The sequence below is a fragment of the Natronogracilivirga saccharolytica genome, assembly GCF_017921895.1.
In the GTDB taxonomy this organism is placed as follows: Bacteria; Bacteroidota; Rhodothermia; order Balneolales; family Natronogracilivirgulaceae; genus Natronogracilivirga; species Natronogracilivirga saccharolytica.
In genome coordinates this window covers 24,041-40,088 of the sequence record NZ_JAFIDN010000017.1, presented here as the reverse complement: position 1 = coordinate 40,088, position 16,048 = coordinate 24,041, and the positions used below count along the sequence as shown (strand labels likewise).

Sequence of the window (16,048 nt, the reverse complement as noted above, 5' to 3'; positions counted from 1 at the left end):
CTTGCTCGATCTTCTCGATATCAAAGTGATCCAGCAACCCTTTGGGCAGTATGAGTTCGAGTAGTTGTTTTTCCATCCTCAAGTATACTATATCTCATACTTCTCCCCAACTTTTGCAACTGATCCACTTTTTTCTTATTACCCTGACTCAGAGGTATTTAATCAGATTAATCAAATGTATAGAGGAGAGGCCGACCCTATAAATAATAAAAAGATGCATCATAATTCTGGTGATTTGCCAAAGGTTGGCAAATTACATAAGAATTATCCAAATCCTTTCAATCCGACAACTTTGATAAGTTACGACCTGCCAGAAACCAGTAATGTAAGGCTGGAAGTCTATGACCTCTTGGGTCGAAAAGTGGCAACATTAGTTAACGATCAGATGGAAGCTGGTAGCCACGAAGTTTTGTTCGATGCGACAAATTTAGCAAGTGGCATATATATTTTCCGTATCACTACTTCACAATTTACAAAAACCCGGCAAATGACATTGGTGAAATAAGGAAGTTTTCCGATAGGTCTGGCCTTGTTTAATATACCGGTTACCCAGCTTCATTATAAGTCTGGGTAGCCGGGAAGCAAGGCCTCTAAAAAAGACCGTGATAAAAGCAACTTATGTTGTTAAAATAATTAGTAACTAAATTAACATACACAGATCGATAATGTTATTTACATATACTATAATTACTATACTTCGGCTGGTCTCAAGTTTCTAACGTAACATTTCCAACAAATGGAGATCTTGCGCTATGGAAACACATAAACGACTCACCCACTATGATCATGAACGAATCGCATCGTTGCTTCTTTTGGACTACAAGCCGGAACTAATTACTAAAGTAATTTTGTGTTGCCCGTTTGTCAATCTGCCCATTGGGTGGTAATTTAATCTCGAAAAAAAGATTAAAGCAAGCTGGTCATGGCAGGACTCTTTTTTTCCACAAGCGACGGCAGGTTCTGTACATTCAGGCAGTCTCCGCTTTATTTTATAGAGTCTATGATTAGCAGTGGGCCATTCTTTTTCCCGGTAATTCAAGAGTCAATGGCGTGCTTTCTGATTTGTTTCCATGTCAGTACAATTTTTTAGCTTCACGCAGATAGAATGAAAGATGAATAAGAAGGTTACTTCAAAAGAAACAACAGTTGAACGAAGCAAAGGTAATGTACTTTATATTATTCCTTATCCCCGTTTCTTTTCGCAACATAAAAATGTCGGCGGTCATGTTGCACATGCCTATGGCGTAACCTCGGAACTGGCTGAGGCGGGATACCACGTCCGGGTTTTAATGGATGAGAAAATATCCCTGATGGAAGGACCAGGAAGAGAGATTACTACGTTGCCTCTGGAGAAGAATTCCATTGTCCGGAGAGTAGGCTGGGGCCGCAGGCTGGTTCGATGTGCACGGGAAATTGCGGCATCGGAATCTCCGGAATTCTGTTACATGCGATATTCAGTAGGATTTCAGAACTGGCTTCCGGCATTGAAAAAGGCGCTGGGCAATATACCTCTTATACTGGAAGTCAATAGTTTCGGCAGTCAGACAAGAGGCTGGATGGCCCCACTGGAGAAACGTTTTTTTGCTTATGCAGATCTTGTTGTTGTGATATCCGACCCTGTCAATGATGCTGTAAAAAAGTTGTTTGGGGAAAACATCGCAAAAAGAACGATTGTTGTTCCAAATGGCGTCAATCCGGGTCGATTTAAAAAATGGGAGGAAAATCTTAACCGAAAGCCAGGGAAGGTCCTTAAAGCCGCCTATACCGGTCTGATAGAAAATTGGTACGGTCTGGATGATGTTATTGAAGGTTTTTTGAAGGCCCGGCAAATCTATAAAGGTGAAAGCGATCTTCAACTGCATTTTTATGGTGACGGACCGTACCGTCAAGAGCTTGAGAACAGGTATCGTGATGCAGAAAGTATTGTGTTTCACGGCCCCAAACCGTTTGAAGAGATGCCGGGAATTTTAGGTGAACTGGATATTTTGATTAACTCGGATTCAGCTCAGAAAGCATACGGTTCGCCTACTAAGATGTTCGAATACATGTCCACTGGCAGGCCCATTTTGTCTGCCAGGACACCACAATCTGAAAGACTGCTGATTAATGGCAGATTTGGCTGGTATTATGAAGTGGGGAATCCGGATTCCTTTGCTGAATCTATGCTGGACTTAATCGAAAGTCCGGAAAAGTCAAAAGAGAAAGCGCTGGATGCCCGCAGATATGTAGAAAACAATCATACCTGGAAACAGCGGGTGGAGTCCATTCTTGCGGGTTTGAGTCAAACATCCGCTGATGGTGGGATCAAGTAACAAGCAAATGTGATCTGAATAACCTTGTTTTTAGTCAATGCAAGATGAATATACTCGAGCGGTTGGTTTATGACAGGCTTAAAAAAAGCCCGGCATTGAAGTCACTGGCCAGGGATTTCTACCAGAGTCTTTTTGACTTGGTACCGGTGAAGAAGGTCTGGAGCAAAAATCCGATTACCGTCCGGGAAGGTTATTTTTTTGGTTTTCATGATCACTGTCCTTTTTCCGCCGACAATACCATGCTTCTTGCCAACAGATATGATATTCCATTGCGTATGCCGGAAAAGGGAGAATCTGTTGAGGTCGGCTATTTTTCGGGTTCAAACTGGGAAACTTTTACCCCCTTGTGCAAGAGCCGTGCATGGAACTGGCACCAGGGATGCAAACTGCAGTGGCGAGGAAACTTGAATCAGTTAGTGTTCAATGACTTTGCACATGGTAAAACAATTTCTCGGATCTACTGTATTGATACTGGGACGCTTCGGGATTTGCCGGAAGCCATAAGCTCAATTAGCGGCGACGGCCAATACGGCATTGGCTACAGCTTTGCCAGAGTGCAGAAGTGTATGCCGGGATACGGCTACCCTTATGAAACTGATGAACCTGATCTCAATAATCCTGTCACATCTGAATCGGGTATATATCGTATCAATCTTGATTCCGGGAAAATTGACCAGCTGGTGAGCATTGCCGGTCTTGTGGAATTGGCGCCTGAGGAATCGATGAATGGAGCAAAACACTTCGTGAGTCATGCTCTGTTTTCCCCTTCCGGAAATCGTTTTACTTTTATGCATCGATGGTTTAAAGGAGACGTGCGTAACAGGTACTCCAGACTGATATCCATGGACATTCAGGGAAAAGACCTGCATATCTTCCCGGCCAGAGACATGGTATCGCATGTAGCATGGAGAAACAACGAGGAAATTCTGGCATATTGCCGGGTGAATAATCGTGATGCCTATTACCTGTTTACTGATCAGACAGGTTCTTTTAAAATTATCGGCCCTGATGTACTGCTTTCTGACGGACATCCATCTGTTTCGCCGGATGAACGTTTCGTTATCACAGATACCTACCCTGACCGGACTCGCCGTATATCACTTTTAAAATATGATATGGAAAAAGAAGAGCTGGAAAAGCTGGCATATCTGATTCATCCCAGGAAGTTCCAATCTTCAAATCCATATCATAACTGGCGATGTGACCTTCATCCAAGGTGGGATCGCTACGGTGAGGCGGTCTGTTTTGATTCTGCACATACAGGTACCCGGTCGTTGTGCACAATGAAAGTGTAAAGGAGGTTAAAACCAGGGAAAAATCTGGCGATTCATAACACGGATCATCATATAGTGAAAGAGTACATTTGGTGTGGTAATATGGCCATTTCTACATATTTTCCGCACTATGTCTTGGAATTATTCAAATTTTAAAAATCAGGTACTTTTAAGCGGTTTTGTAAAAAACCTTGGCAAAATGATGTCGGGGACCGGATTTGCCCACCTGCTAGGTATTGCAGTTTTACCGGTGCTGACCAGAATTTATACACCTGAGGAGATGGGTGTATATGCAACTTTTCTGTCAATGGTAATGATTTGTTATTGTGTTGCTTCTTTCAGGTATGAATATGCAACATTGATTCCTAAAAGCCTGTCTGCAGCCAATAATATCACTATTCTTTCGATCTCACTGACAATGACAAGCGGGGTTGTACTTTTGTCTTTGCTTGCTCTGTTTCACAGACCCATTGCAGAAATACTTAACATAGAGGCAATTGGTCTTCTGATCTTTTTTCTGCCTGCTTCGGTTGTTTTTTACAGTATGTTCATGATTCTGACTTTCAGCCTGAACAGGCAAAAAAAGTACGGATTTATTGCAACAGGCAAGATCACAGCTTCCTCGGCAACCGCTGCTTCGCAGATTGGTATGGGCTTTTTGCAGATGCAGCAGGCCGGACTGGTTATCGGGAAATTTGCAGGTGATTTTCTGGGGATGATTTTTCTGCTGTGGAAACGTCAAAAAATGGGATCGTCTATCACTGCGGGTGTAACGCCCCGGCGCATGGTCGCTATGGCCAGACGCTATCGAGATTTTCCGGTTTACAATACCCCTCATGCATTGACTACATCGGTATCAAATAACTTTCCGGTCCTGCTTTTCAACACGTGGTTTTCCGAAGCTATTGCCGGTTTTTACGCGATGGCACACCGGGCACTTTATTCACCGGTTCAGGTTGTCGGAAAGGCTGCCTACCAGGTTTTCAGCCAGCGAATTTCAGAAAAATACGGCAACCAGGAGCAGCTTATTCCGTTTATTAAAAGTACCTTGCTGCTGCTTACTGCAATCGGAATTCTGCCATTTTTATTGTTGTTTTTGGTCAGTCCGCCCCTGTTTTCCTGGTTCCTCGGTCCGGGATGGGAAATGACCGGTTATTTTGTGCGTATATTAACCCCGTTTGTATTTCTGGTTTTTTTAGTTACCCCGCTCAATTTTATTCCGCTTCTGCTGGGCAGGCAAAAAAAAGCGTTTCTTATTGATGTTGTTTACCTCATGTTCCGTCTGCTGGCGCTTTCTGCCGGAATCTACATGGACGGTGTCTGGATTGCGTTGACTCTTTATGCAACAGTTGGGGTTGTGTTCAGCACCTATCTGATACTCTGGTATTATTTACTTGCAAAAAAAGCCGAGCGGTATGTATAATTAATTCATATTTCGGAGCTTTATTTATTCTCTCAGTAATCTTGTATTCTGTGTACAGGCAATAAATGGAAGCCAAAATAAATCGATACGTAACTACATAATTTAAAGGCATGAATCAACGTGAAACACAAGATGAAGTACTGAAAAGAGAAAAAGCATTCCATGATGACCTCTATTCTTCTAAATCAGACTCCAGGGCAGCTGCCAAAAAGTATAGCAGGCTCAAGGCAGAGTTTGATAAACGTTACATGAAGCTTGTAAAAGAGCGTGCTGAGGGAAGCAAGGTGCTGGAAATCGGATGCGGGCCGAATATCAACACTCCGCACTGGGTTGACATAGCTGCCGAGTGCCATGGTATTGATATTTCGGATGTGGCCATCAGTCAGGCCCGGGAACGGCTGGGGAAACCATACAGCAATACTCACCTGAGCGTGATGAATGCGGAATCAATGGAGTATGACGACAACTATTTTGATGTGGTTTGCGGCAAAGGAATCATTCACCACCTTAATACCGAATCGGCATTCAAAGAAGTATCCAGAGTTCTCAAACCAGGGGGACTCGCAGTCTTTATCGAACCCCTTGGTCACAACCCGTTTATTAATTTGTACCGGCGCCTGACGCCGAAAATGCGCAGTGATGATGAACATCCCTTGTTAATGTCCGATATTGAAGTGTCCCAACGCTATTTTGGAAATGTAAATACTGACTTTCAGCATATTACCAGCATACTTTCGGCATTTATACCGGGAAACAGGTTACATTCTCTCAGTTTTCAACTCCTGAACAGTTTTGACAGTCTGATAATCAAATCGCTGCCGTTTACAAAAAAATATAGCTGGATGGCGCTGATCAGGTTACAGGAACCTTATTCTGCCTGATTCTTGCTACCTCAGAATAGTCATTTTCTTGTATTCGGTTCCAAAGTCTGTTTGAAGACGATAAATATAAACGCCGCTTGATATATTGCCGGGATCAAATTGCACGGTGTGTGTGCCTGCTTCATATGATCTCTGTCGTAAAGTCATCATCAATTGTCCAGTTACATCAAAAATCTGAAGCATTACGTGACTTGCATCCGGAAGTTCGAACGCAATATTTGTCTGTGAATTAAAAGGGTTTGGATAGTTCTGCTTCAATGTGAGTTTTTCCGGCAATTGTCCATTCTTGTCGTCATTGTCGCCATTTTCGCCATTTTCGCCATTTTCGTCTTCATCCGGCTCTTCCGTCACCACGGTTATTTTGGAAATATTGAGTTTCGAACGCTGACCGCTGTCAGCATCGAGCCGGGTCCCACTGTAATAATATCGCCATAAGAGCTGGACATAGGCCTTGTCCATTAGTTCTTCCGGAAGTTTGACAGGGCCAATGGTTTGATTGTGTCCGGCCTCTTCGTTTCTCAGGTACTCAACCGGTTCCCCGTCCCCGTCTGTTACATCGCGGAACTCACCGTCATCCCCAAGACGATATTGCAGTCTCAGATTGTACACGCGGGAATTTGGACGCACGGTTCCGGCCTGAAATGTTACGGAAACAGGGTCGCTGGTCCTGGTGTCAAGGGCCAGCAATGCCCCTCCAAGCCGTGTTCCGGGATATCCCGGATTACCATCGGGATTGCTGGTGTTGATAAAGGCAAAACCGTCATTTCCAAGACCATTGATGCGTGTTCTGTCCTCAAGATCATAATCTCCATCTGTGTAACCGGATATCCCGGCATACTCATGTGGTTCCGGCTCATCCATATATACAAAAGCCATATGATCGGGGAAATGGCCTGAGGTGGTATCTGCCGGCCAGTAATCGAACGTAAAATCGGTATCCGCTAAAACTACCGGTTCGGGGAATAATTCTTTGTCATCTTCTTGAAAGACAGCTTTGATTGAAGTGTCAGAATACATCGGCAGGGTAATGGTTTCTTCATGGGCTGTGGAATCCGCAATTTCCCAGTGTGAGAAGGTATAACCCGGCCATGTTTTTGCCTTCATTGTTACAGGGACATCCTGAAAATAGCTGCCGGACCATGGCCATGGATTGTTTTCAACACCGGGGGTGCTGCTCTTGATGTCCGTGTTATGGACAGCAATGTAACCTCCGGAAGGATCCGAAACATCAAGCGTCAGGTTCACATCGGATTCGATGTCAAAATGTTTGCGGACATGTTCACGAAGATGGCCTTCACGGTTTTCAACAAAGCGGTACATGGCATTGACACCGGCAGAATGCGCCATCCACCCTTGTTTTGAGCCTTGTTTCTGCCATCTGAGCACCTGGTTTTCAATTTCCGTGCCGATGATGGCTTTTTGTTTGTCAATAGCGGAAGTAAGGCGATCTTTTTGAAATGTTGTGTTGAGAAGATCGGCAATACGGTTGATGAAGGATATCCTGAACTGGTCATTTTCCAGCAGATTGCGGAGCAGCAGATTGGGCCATTCTTCGCCATATCTGCCATCTTCTTTCAAAGTGACCCATTCAATCATGTCAAAATCATCCTGGGTACTGAGATTGAAGGAGCGGTCAAGGTCTCTCATCATCCAGCGCCAGCGACCGTCATGACCCGGTTCGGCAGTGGAATCGTAAGAAACCCGCTTGCGGAAATAGTCGATATTATTGTGGGGCCAGTCATTGTTGGCATAGAAGATTTGGGAGGCATAATAGTCCAGATAGCTGTCCATATCCATCTGTGTGGTCATATGTCTGAAATGGGATTCCTCGGACAGATCATGTTCGTCGGCATACTCCCGCATGGCAAGCCAGTGCTCATTATCTCCGGGATCAGCATAGTGCCTTCCCGTAAGCAGGTCCACTTCATCTTGGGTCAATTGCAAATCTTGGGGAGTGAGCAGGAAAAGCAGTATACTTGAGCATGGAAAAACAAATAGCCGAACTCATATTACCGGAAGGAATGCTGGATCATTTTGATATAGAGAAGATCGAGCAGGGAACCGAGGGTCAGGATGAAAAATATATTCACATTCACTTGGCCGAGAAGAATCAGCTGCCGGAAAGCTATGATCCTGCCGAGTATGAGAGCAAGGGGTTTACCGAGCCAAAGAAGCTCATCGACTTTCCGATTCGAAACAAGAACGTATATCTGAGTATCAAGCGCAGGCGTTGGCGCCATAAGAAAGACCCTAACCGTATAATATACAATGACTACAGCCACCTTCTCGGCAGCCGGAAAATCACCAGTGAGTTCTCGGCTTTTTTTAAAAGGTACTCATCGAAACGCGAACCGAATCGATTAAAACGATAGCCGGCCTTTACCGAGTGAACTATCATCTGGTCTATCGGGAATACAAGGATGTCAGTGGTTATGAGGACTGGCCGGCTCGCAAACACGCCTCGGAGTATCTGGTATTTCCGGAAAATATCGGTAAGAAATTAAGTTTGGATGAGCTGAGTGTGAGCAAAGGCGAATTGTACACGTTTTTAACGAATAAGGCGGCTAAGGGGCGAAAAGGAGCGCTGGTGGCCAGTATAGGTAGTACCAAAACCGATGAGATTGTAGCTCAAATCAGTCGGATCCCGCAGCATAAACGCATGCAGGTCCAAGAAGTCACCCTGGATATGGCCGAGAACATGGCCGGAGCCGTACGCGAGCTGTTTCCCAATGCCGATTTGGTCATAGACCGCTTTCACGTAGAAAAACTCGGACACGAAGTCCTTCAACACCTTCGTGTAAAACTGCGCTGGGAGGCCATAGAAGCCGAAAACGAGGCCATTAAAGAGGCTAAAAAGCAAGGAGAATCCTATCGGCCGGAAGTATTTCATAACGGTGATACTCGCAAACAACTCTTGGCCCGAAGCCGGTATGCGCTGTTCAAGCATTCCGGCAAATGGACCTTGAATCAACAGATGCGCATGAAGATACTTTTTGAGCAGTATCCGGAGCTGAAACAAGCTCACGATCACAGGCTCAAGCTAAATCAAATCTATAAAAAACAGCAGAATCGAATTCATGGCAAAGAGCAACTCCAACAGTGGATTGCCCAGTCAAAGAAGCATAAAATCAAAGGCTTCCGGCGCATGGCTTACACCATTGAGCATTATCTTGAGAATATCGCAAACTTCTTTTTGAACCGGTCCACCAATGCATCAGCCGAATCTTTCAATGCCAAGGTCAAGCAGTTCCGGGCTATACAACGTGGTGTGACAGATGCTGAATTCTTTCTCTTCCGTCTTTCAAAAATTTATGCCTAAAACTGGCTTCTCCCCAGAGAATGCAACTGATCCTTCATCTTCCTGCAAGCCGTAAACACGTTTCAGGTAGTGTTGGTCATACCGTTCCCGGATATTGTGAATGCCCCAGTATTCGCCGTTGATATAGACTACGGACGGCCGGTACTCCTGGGTGTCAAAGTTAAGATGAGAGATCAGCGTTTGCGCCAGGCCGTCGCGGAACAGGCTGTAAGCCCAGTCATTGCCGGAATTGCGAAGGATAAGCCGGTTGTATTGATTGTAAGGAAGATCGGGAAAAAATGAGTAGTAAAACCTGTTGTCTCCGTATTCGTTTCTTGCATATATCCGGACGGACTTCTGAGCATTGCGACGGGACCATCCGCCGTGAATGCGGAGTCCCATATCTGTGGCCAGTACCCGCTTGCCATCTGTCTCAAAAAACTCGAGAGACGTTTTTCGCTCCCAATCGTGTCCACGGTTTTCAAAATTTCCGTGATGAACTTCACCCGATTCGCCGTCTGCTCCGGGAACATAAATACCGGTTTCGTGGTCAAACAGATGTTCCGGGTCCGTGACAAGTGAAAACACCGGCAGCCCATGAGATACCGACCCGTTTTCATCGATAAAAAAACTGTGGGTGTTTACAGCGCTTGGCAGATGACCATCACGTTTGGCTATGGCCCGGATAGTATGGGCTTTGGGCACCGGTCCGCCGGGTTCATTCCATCCTTCCGAGCGCGTGTCGGAATTGGTTGTGCGGATCATCGAAATGTCATTCGGTTCACTGGTGCGGTCTTGTAATGTTTTCGGTCCCTCCCAGACGTCGGAATCGCTGTCCGGCCGGCTTCCGTCGGTAGTGTAATAAATTGTTACATGATCATCGGGGTGGGTCAGATCGAGTTCGATGGATCCGGTGTGGTGCCCGGGTGGTTTACTGAACACCGGTTCCGTAAGCACCTGCTGGTATCCTTCTGTTGTGTTGGGCAGACCGGGGGTGGGGTCTTCAAAAAAATACCAGTCACCGACACCGTCGGGTTTGCGCCCGACAGAGAGATCGGTTGGAAGTTTTAGCGGTTGCAGTTCGTCGATACGCTCACCGTCGACCGAAGTGAGCAGAACTTCCTCGCCTGCGGATGCAATGGCAAAATTGGTGTGCAGCGGCTGGTCGGGATCCGTCCGGTCTTTGCCGGAAGCCCAGATCAGCAGAAACTCGCCGGGATCGATAGTAACATCGGGAAAAATCCAGCGGTATGGATTTTCATAGTCATCCGATAACCCGAACCATTGCAGGTCAACAGGTTCATCACCGTAATTGTAGAGTTCAATCCAGTCTTCGGCATCGCCGTCCTCATCGAACACGGTGGATCCGTTGGATGCCATCACTTCATTGATTGCCACAGTGGGTGTCGAAGCTTGAGCGGAAACAAGGCAAGCCAGTAAAAAAAGGAGGGAAAGCAGGAGTTTTTTGATCATCTTATGGTTCCCTGTATGATAGTATTATCGCTGTGTAACAAAATATCTTTTTGCAGGGAAAAAGCAGCGGGTGCGAGGTCATAGTTCAAAATAAAGAAAATCGGCAAACTTTTGATAGTTGCTTTCAAGCCGGAACTCCTGTTCCCACTTTATTCTTGCTGAAGTACGCATATCCGACAGTGCGCCGGACCGGTACAGGTCACTTATCTGCTTTGCAAGGATTTCAGGGGGAGTGTCCGGGTCGAATAACAGTCCGTTCGATTTGTCTACAATCTCGGGAATGCCCCCAACATCCGGAGCTGCCGCTGGTATGCCGCAACTGAACGCCTCCATGATGCTTACCGGTAGCCCTTCTGATGTGCTGTAGTTTACGAACAGGTCGATTCCGCCGGTCTGGTAGAATTGTCTGACCTCATTGTTCGGGAGGTGGCCTTTCAGGTCGATTCGCAGACCTTCACGGGTGATGCTCCGGGCACGGTTTTGCAGTGATGAGAATTGCGGACCGTTTCCGATATGCGTCCAGCGAATTTCCAGGGCGGGTAACAGTTCTTTTAGTTTGTGCACCGTCTCAAGAATGTGATCCACCCGTTTCAACGGGATTACTGAGGAGCAGGAAGCCAGATGCAACGACTCCGGACCGGCATCGGTTTTTGTTTTGGGGGAAGGATCCGGCGGAATTCTGGCCGGACCGCTGACACCCAGTTTCATCAGACGGATCTTACCGGCACAGCCGGGGTATCGCTGCGCCAGATAATCACGGCCGTTTTGTGATACCGGAAAAATATAATCCGCATTGCGCACTTTCCATTCATGCCACGGCAAAAAATTGCCGGCATATCGCTCGGTGTACAAGTCGCCGCCGTGTACACGGGTTGCCACCGTCCAGCTGTGCTTTCGGGCCGCCATGATTCCCCCCATGCACGCCTGCTGCATCCAGTAGGAATAAATGATGCCATCCTTAAGATTATAATAAGCAATGGTCTTCAGTATGCGCTGTTCCATCCGGCGCGCAATCCCCAGTGTCCGTGATGTGAGATAGAATTGATACGGTGAAAAGGGATGGCCCGATGCACGTTTCCATTCAGGTAAAAACATACCCCCGGATGACAAAAAGCCGCGAATAAACTCCAATAGCCGCCACTGTGAAGGTGGTTCCGGGGGGAGCAGGGTCACACCATCCGGAAGGTTTCTCGGGGAACCGTACGAAAACGTTGGCAGCAGGAAGATATGTCCGAATCGTTCGACGAGAAACGGGAGTTCATTTTCAAGGAAAATTTCTCCATTCCCGAATGGATAGCTGGCACTGAGAACGATCAGGTGTTTTTGGGGTCTTTGATTTGCCATATAGATCCCGTTAGATGGTCAGGCAGCTGTTATTTTTTCCTGCGCTGATGATGTTGCTTCATCCGGATCATTTTGGTTTCTGAGGTAGTAATTCAGAGCGATAATGAGTCCGGTGGTGATCCATAACTGATTGTCAAGAAAGCCAAACCCGATAAACTGATAAAAAACGGCATAGGCAAGAAAAGCCGCAAAAAGAGCGACTGCGATGTTTTTGTGTGCGAGAGTTTTGCTCAACCGGATATTGTGCCATGCCATGGCGAATATCTTGTAAACGATAAAGGTGAAGATAATCAGCCCGATCAATCCGAGTTCGGAATATACCTGATATATAACGTTGTGGGGCTCATACACTCCGAGTGTTTCCTGCAGGTTGTAATAGGAGAGAAATGCATCGGGAAACCCGCGCCAGCCTACGCCCAGCAGCCAGCTGTCAAAAAAGATACGGAGGGAGCCGTCCAGCAGCATGATACGGATAAAGTTGGAGGTGTCAACTTCGCCCGAAAAAAGGTCTATAAAGCGGTTAAAAATATTTTGCAGCAGATACTGCAGTTCCGGAACGGCAATTACCAGTATGATACCCGCCGCGGCACCGAAAAGAAAAAGGTTATACTGCCGGTAAAAGACGGCAAGGAAAATCAGCATAACCAGAACCGAAACCCAGGAGCTTCTTGAAAAGGTGACCAGAACAGCGGCAAATAAAATCAGAAAGAACAGAGCGCTTAATACTCGTTTCCAGTAAGATATGCCGGAAAATGTCTGTGACGCCAGGTAGGCCAGCGGCAGAAAAAAGAGCGAGCCGAAAATGTTGGGATCCACCTGTCCGATGCGGGCGCGTCCGGCCAGCCGCGTACCCTCGGTGTACATGTCCTGCACAATGGCAATCGGATTGTTAATGGTTTCGATGATAGCTATGGCACCGATTACAGCTCCTACCGCAATCATCGAATAGATCACCCAGACAATTTCCTGCGGCTTTTTGATCCAGTTGACAAACAGGAAAAGCAGCCCTGAGAGGACCAGAACCCGCAGGGCATGCAGAAAAGCCTTTTCGGCATCAGGGGTCCAGATAATGGATAAAAAGATGAGTGAGAAGAACAGAGCGATCTCCAGTTCAAATCCTGTTTTGCGGATCGGTTCAAAGCCGGTCATGAACCAACGCATGACGAACACCAGCAATCCGAAAATGTAGAAGATCTGGAAAAGGGAAAACGGGATCAGTCCGTCTTCGACAATCAGGATCAGATTGCCCAGCAGTGAGCCGGTTGTGATAAGAATCAGCAGCAGTACAGGTTGCGTTACCGTGCGGGTAATCCCGTAAACGAAAATGAGACCGGCAAGGGCAACCAGGTCAAGCGGGGGCAGCCCCATCGACCAGGTCACCAGCCTGAAAAAGGCAAAGACCAGTACTACCCCGCCGGCAATCAGCCATTCTGTGCGGTTGTCTTTTACGGCAATATGGTCAAAGAGGGAAGACACAAGCGGATGTTACCGGTCTTCATTATTGTTCTTCTTTCTTCGGAAGGAAAATCGCAGGTTCTCCTGCAGCTCCCGGATCTGCTGATAGCGCGCCGAATTGGTTTCGCGTCCGACGGCCATGGTGTGGCGGTAGAACACAAGCATGAAAGAAACAAAAATGCTGAATACCATTCCGCCCAGCACAATAAACGCCCGTTTCGGTGCATCTTTGTACGTCGGCAGATGGGCTTCATCAAGAACCTGAACACCGCGCTTGTCGGCCTCGGCAATGGTCAGCTGAAAGTCATACTGCGGATAAATGGTTTCATAGATGGTGTTCTGGACCGTAACCTCTCTGTAAAGGCGATAGTACTGCAGGGCAAGTTCGGGCATATCCAGAATGGGATGAACCACATCCGCAGTCCGGGCTTCCTGGTCGCTTTTCTGTACAAGCTCGTTGTACTTCTTGTCCAGCTCGCGATAGGTGCGTCTGAGGTTGCGCAGTTCGGGATTGTTCTCACTGACACTCTCCCTCATCACATTCATGGCGATTTCAGTTTCAATCATTTGTGATTTGATGTCAGCCAGATTGTCGATGATCGCCTCAGCCTGCTTTTCCACTTCAATCAGTCCGTACGTCTCCTGAAACTCCTTCAGGGCAAGTTCGGCCTCTTCAAGTTCGCGCACATTTCGTTCGTAGCGTTCGGCCAGGATATCGTATTGTTCGAACGCATTCATCCGGTTGAGTTCATTGACCGTCTCCTCCAGCCGTTCTACCATGAATCGTGTCATCGCCTGGGCAAGTTCCGGCTCCCGGTCTGTGATGGAAATACGAATGGATGTTATGGGATTGAAACCGAATCCGCCTTCACGGCTTTCCTCTATGGAAACATTCTGTTCCAGCTTCAGCAGCAACTCTTCAATAATATCGCTTTCGTACACCTCATAGAGATCAAATTCATCGATCAGTGCCACCCGCATGGACCGGCTGTTGAGGATGGTCAGCATGGCCTCCGGATTCACCTGCGGTTCGGTGCCCAGGTTCATCGGCACCATTCCGCCCAGCATTCCGGCAATGCCGGAAAAGGTCTGCTGCTGGTCCGGCGGCAGTACCGTGGCACTCGATTTGTAGGTTTGGGGCCAGATCAGACTGATGATCAGGGCGATCAGGGTGACCGAAAAAACGATCTTGAAAACCAGCCATTTGTCCTTTGCCAGAACAATCAGGGCATCCAGCAATTGAATTTCGTCTTTTTTTGCTTCTTTGCTCATAGTGCTTACCAGTTATATCCGGAACTGGATATGTCTTTGTGAAGAGAGTGGTGAGGAGTTGGTGAATCGGTGGACCGGTTCAGACGCGATTTCAGTACTTCCGACAGTTCGCCGGCCCATTTTTTTCTGTCGAAGTAGGTTTCTACAAAAGTTCTGCTGTTCGAGCGCAGCTGCTCACGCTTTTTTTCGTCTTTTTTGAGTGAGAGGATGGTGCGGGCAAGTACTTCGGGATCCTCCGGCGGGAGGGTGACCGCCGCCTTGCTGATCTCGCCCACCTCCTTGAGAATGCCCCGCGCCGTGGAAATCACCGGTACCTCGCAGGCAAGGTATTCGAAAAACTTGACGGTAAGTATGGATTCAAAAACACGGGTGTCGAAGACCGGATTAAGGGCAAGGTCGAATGTGGACAGATACGCCGGAATCGTCTTGTGTGATTTGCTTCCGATCCAGCGGATGTTCTTCGGCCGGTGTTCGTCGAGCATTTTTTTGAGCTGGTGCGAACGGCTGCCGTCGCCGATCAGCAAAAACTCGATATCTTCTTCATCTTCCAGCATTTTAGCCGCGCGGACAACCGTTTCGAGATCGTGGATGACACCTATGGTCCCGGCGTACCCCACCCGGAACACATCGCGGCGCAGCGGCTCGTCTATGATATCATAAGGCTTATCCACTCTCCGGAAATGGCTGACATCCACCCCGTTGTAAATGACATGCGTTCGTGCTTCCGGCTCCGTGATTTTTATCAGTTCCTCGGAACGCCTGGTAACCGGGATGACCAGGTCGGCATGCCGGTAAAGCACACGCTCGATGTATTTGCTGATTTTGTAGACCAGGCTTTTCTCCTCGACCTGACCCGTTTCGAGGGCGGCATCAGGCCATAGATCGCGGACTTCAAAGAAAAAAGGGATGCGGTACAGCCGTGCCAGCATCAATCCGGAAATGGCGCCGAATATGGGAGGGGACGTGGCATACACGGCATCGTATTTCTTCGGGTTCATCAGCCCGTATAGAAAACTGCTGAACATCCAGGAGGCGAACATCCGGATCTGCTGGAAGAAATTCTCGCGGCGGGTCGGGATGACCCAGGTCCGCACTACTGAGCTGCCGTTCTCTTCGAGTGTCTCGTGAAAAAAACGATCGCGGAATTCCTCGGGAATCTCACCATCCGGATAGTTGGGAAGCTCGCACAGTATGTCAATCTCCCATCCAAGCCCGGCAAGGTACCTTCGGAGCGTTTCCGCTCGGGTAGCGCCGGCGCCGGTTTCGGGTGGATAATACTGTGATAAAAAAAGTAGCTTCATTCGAATGTGGTATCC

13 protein-coding genes are annotated in these 16,048 nt (G+C 47.4%); 7 read left to right on the top strand and 6 right to left on the bottom strand.

What is annotated here, in order from left to right; all coding sequences use genetic code 11:
- The first annotated feature begins 214 nt into the window (after positions 1-214).
- From NATSA_RS14755 to NATSA_RS14735, 5 genes are all read left to right on the top strand, one after another.
- Positions 215-505, top strand: a complete 291-nt coding sequence (locus NATSA_RS14755; RefSeq protein WP_246481857.1) for a T9SS type A sorting domain-containing protein — start codon at positions 215-217, stop codon at positions 503-505.
- A 607-nt stretch (positions 506-1,112) separates the two neighbouring features.
- On the top strand, positions 1,113-2,312 hold the full coding sequence (locus tag NATSA_RS14750) for a glycosyltransferase family 4 protein (protein WP_210513385.1): 1,200 nt from the start codon (positions 1,113-1,115) through the stop codon (positions 2,310-2,312).
- A gap of 44 nt (positions 2,313-2,356) precedes the next feature.
- Positions 2,357-3,607 carry a TolB-like translocation protein gene (locus NATSA_RS14745; RefSeq protein WP_210513384.1) on the top strand — a complete coding sequence of 417 codons (1,251 nt, stop codon included), beginning with the start codon at positions 2,357-2,359 and terminating at the stop codon, positions 3,605-3,607.
- A gap of 109 nt (positions 3,608-3,716) precedes the next feature.
- Positions 3,717-5,009: a lipopolysaccharide biosynthesis protein gene (locus NATSA_RS14740; protein WP_336244725.1), complete on the top strand. Its 1,293-nt coding sequence runs from the start codon at positions 3,717-3,719 to the stop codon at positions 5,007-5,009.
- Between the two features lie 110 nt (positions 5,010-5,119).
- Positions 5,120-5,890, top strand: coding sequence for a class I SAM-dependent methyltransferase (locus NATSA_RS14735; protein ID WP_210513382.1), 771 nt, complete (start codon positions 5,120-5,122; stop codon positions 5,888-5,890).
- Positions 5,891-5,896: 6 nt separating this feature from the next.
- Here NATSA_RS14735 and NATSA_RS14730 read toward each other — a convergent pair whose 3' ends face one another.
- Positions 5,897-7,834, bottom strand: a complete 1,938-nt coding sequence (locus NATSA_RS14730) for a CotH family protein (RefSeq protein ID WP_210513381.1) — start codon at positions 7,832-7,834, stop codon at positions 5,897-5,899.
- A 38-nt stretch (positions 7,835-7,872) separates the two neighbouring features.
- Here NATSA_RS14730 and NATSA_RS14725 point away from each other — a divergent pair, with 38 nt between their 5' ends.
- Together NATSA_RS14725 and NATSA_RS14720 are read left to right on the top strand one after the other, a co-directional pair.
- Positions 7,873-8,262, top strand: a complete 390-nt coding sequence (locus NATSA_RS14725; RefSeq protein ID WP_210513380.1) for an ISAon1 family transposase N-terminal region protein — start codon at positions 7,873-7,875, stop codon at positions 8,260-8,262.
- A gap of 14 nt (positions 8,263-8,276) precedes the next feature.
- Complete coding sequence (locus tag NATSA_RS14720; protein WP_210513379.1) at positions 8,277-9,209, top strand: ISAon1 family transposase; 933 nt, start codon at positions 8,277-8,279, stop codon at positions 9,207-9,209.
- Here NATSA_RS14720 and NATSA_RS14715 read toward each other — a convergent pair.
- The 5 genes from NATSA_RS14715 to NATSA_RS14695 all read right to left on the bottom strand — a co-directional run bounded on the left by NATSA_RS14715 (position 9,192) and on the right by NATSA_RS14695 (position 16,033).
- Positions 9,192-10,661, bottom strand: coding sequence for a CotH kinase family protein (locus NATSA_RS14715; RefSeq protein ID WP_210513378.1), 1,470 nt, complete (start codon positions 10,659-10,661; stop codon positions 9,192-9,194). The genes NATSA_RS14720 and NATSA_RS14715 overlap by 18 nt on opposite strands.
- A 78-nt stretch (positions 10,662-10,739) precedes the next feature.
- A complete protein-coding gene (locus NATSA_RS14710) occupies positions 10,740-12,005 on the bottom strand; it encodes a glycosyltransferase (RefSeq protein ID WP_210513377.1) in 1,266 nt (421 codons plus the stop codon).
- A gap of 18 nt (positions 12,006-12,023) precedes the next feature.
- Positions 12,024-13,481, bottom strand: coding sequence for an O-antigen ligase family protein (locus NATSA_RS15710; RefSeq protein ID WP_210513376.1), 1,458 nt, complete (start codon positions 13,479-13,481; stop codon positions 12,024-12,026).
- Between the two features lie 9 nt (positions 13,482-13,490).
- On the bottom strand, positions 13,491-14,732 hold the full coding sequence (locus NATSA_RS14700) for a GumC family protein (RefSeq protein WP_210513375.1): 1,242 nt from the start codon (positions 14,730-14,732) through the stop codon (positions 13,491-13,493).
- Positions 14,733-14,737: 5 nt separating this feature from the next.
- Positions 14,738-16,033, bottom strand: coding sequence for a glycosyltransferase family 4 protein (locus NATSA_RS14695; protein ID WP_210513374.1), 1,296 nt, complete (start codon positions 16,031-16,033; stop codon positions 14,738-14,740).
- Positions 16,034-16,048 lie beyond the last annotated feature (15 nt).

Bases quoted from the DNA above. Each gene is read 5' to 3' on its own strand.
- NATSA_RS14755 (WP_246481857.1), top strand. From the start codon at position 215: ATGCATCATAATTCTGGTGATTTGCCAAAGGTTGGCAAATTACATAAG.
- NATSA_RS14750 (WP_210513385.1), top strand. From the start codon at position 1,113: ATGAATAAGAAGGTTACTTCAAAAGAAACAACAGTTGAACGAAGCAAA.
- NATSA_RS14745 (WP_210513384.1), top strand. From the start codon at position 2,357: ATGAATATACTCGAGCGGTTGGTTTATGACAGGCTTAAAAAAAGCCCG.
- NATSA_RS14740 (WP_336244725.1), top strand. From the start codon at position 3,717: ATGTCTTGGAATTATTCAAATTTTAAAAATCAGGTACTTTTAAGCGGT.
- NATSA_RS14735 (WP_210513382.1), top strand. From the start codon at position 5,120: ATGAATCAACGTGAAACACAAGATGAAGTACTGAAAAGAGAAAAAGCA.
- NATSA_RS14725 (WP_210513380.1), top strand. From the start codon at position 7,873: ATGGAAAAACAAATAGCCGAACTCATATTACCGGAAGGAATGCTGGAT.
- NATSA_RS14715 (WP_210513378.1), bottom strand. From the start codon at position 10,661: ATGATCAAAAAACTCCTGCTTTCCCTCCTTTTTTTACTGGCTTGCCTT.
- NATSA_RS14710 (WP_210513377.1), bottom strand. From the start codon at position 12,005: ATGGCAAATCAAAGACCCCAAAAACACCTGATCGTTCTCAGTGCCAGC.
- NATSA_RS14700 (WP_210513375.1), bottom strand. From the start codon at position 14,732: ATGAGCAAAGAAGCAAAAAAAGACGAAATTCAATTGCTGGATGCCCTG.
- NATSA_RS14695 (WP_210513374.1), bottom strand. From the start codon at position 16,033: ATGAAGCTACTTTTTTTATCACAGTATTATCCACCCGAAACCGGCGCC.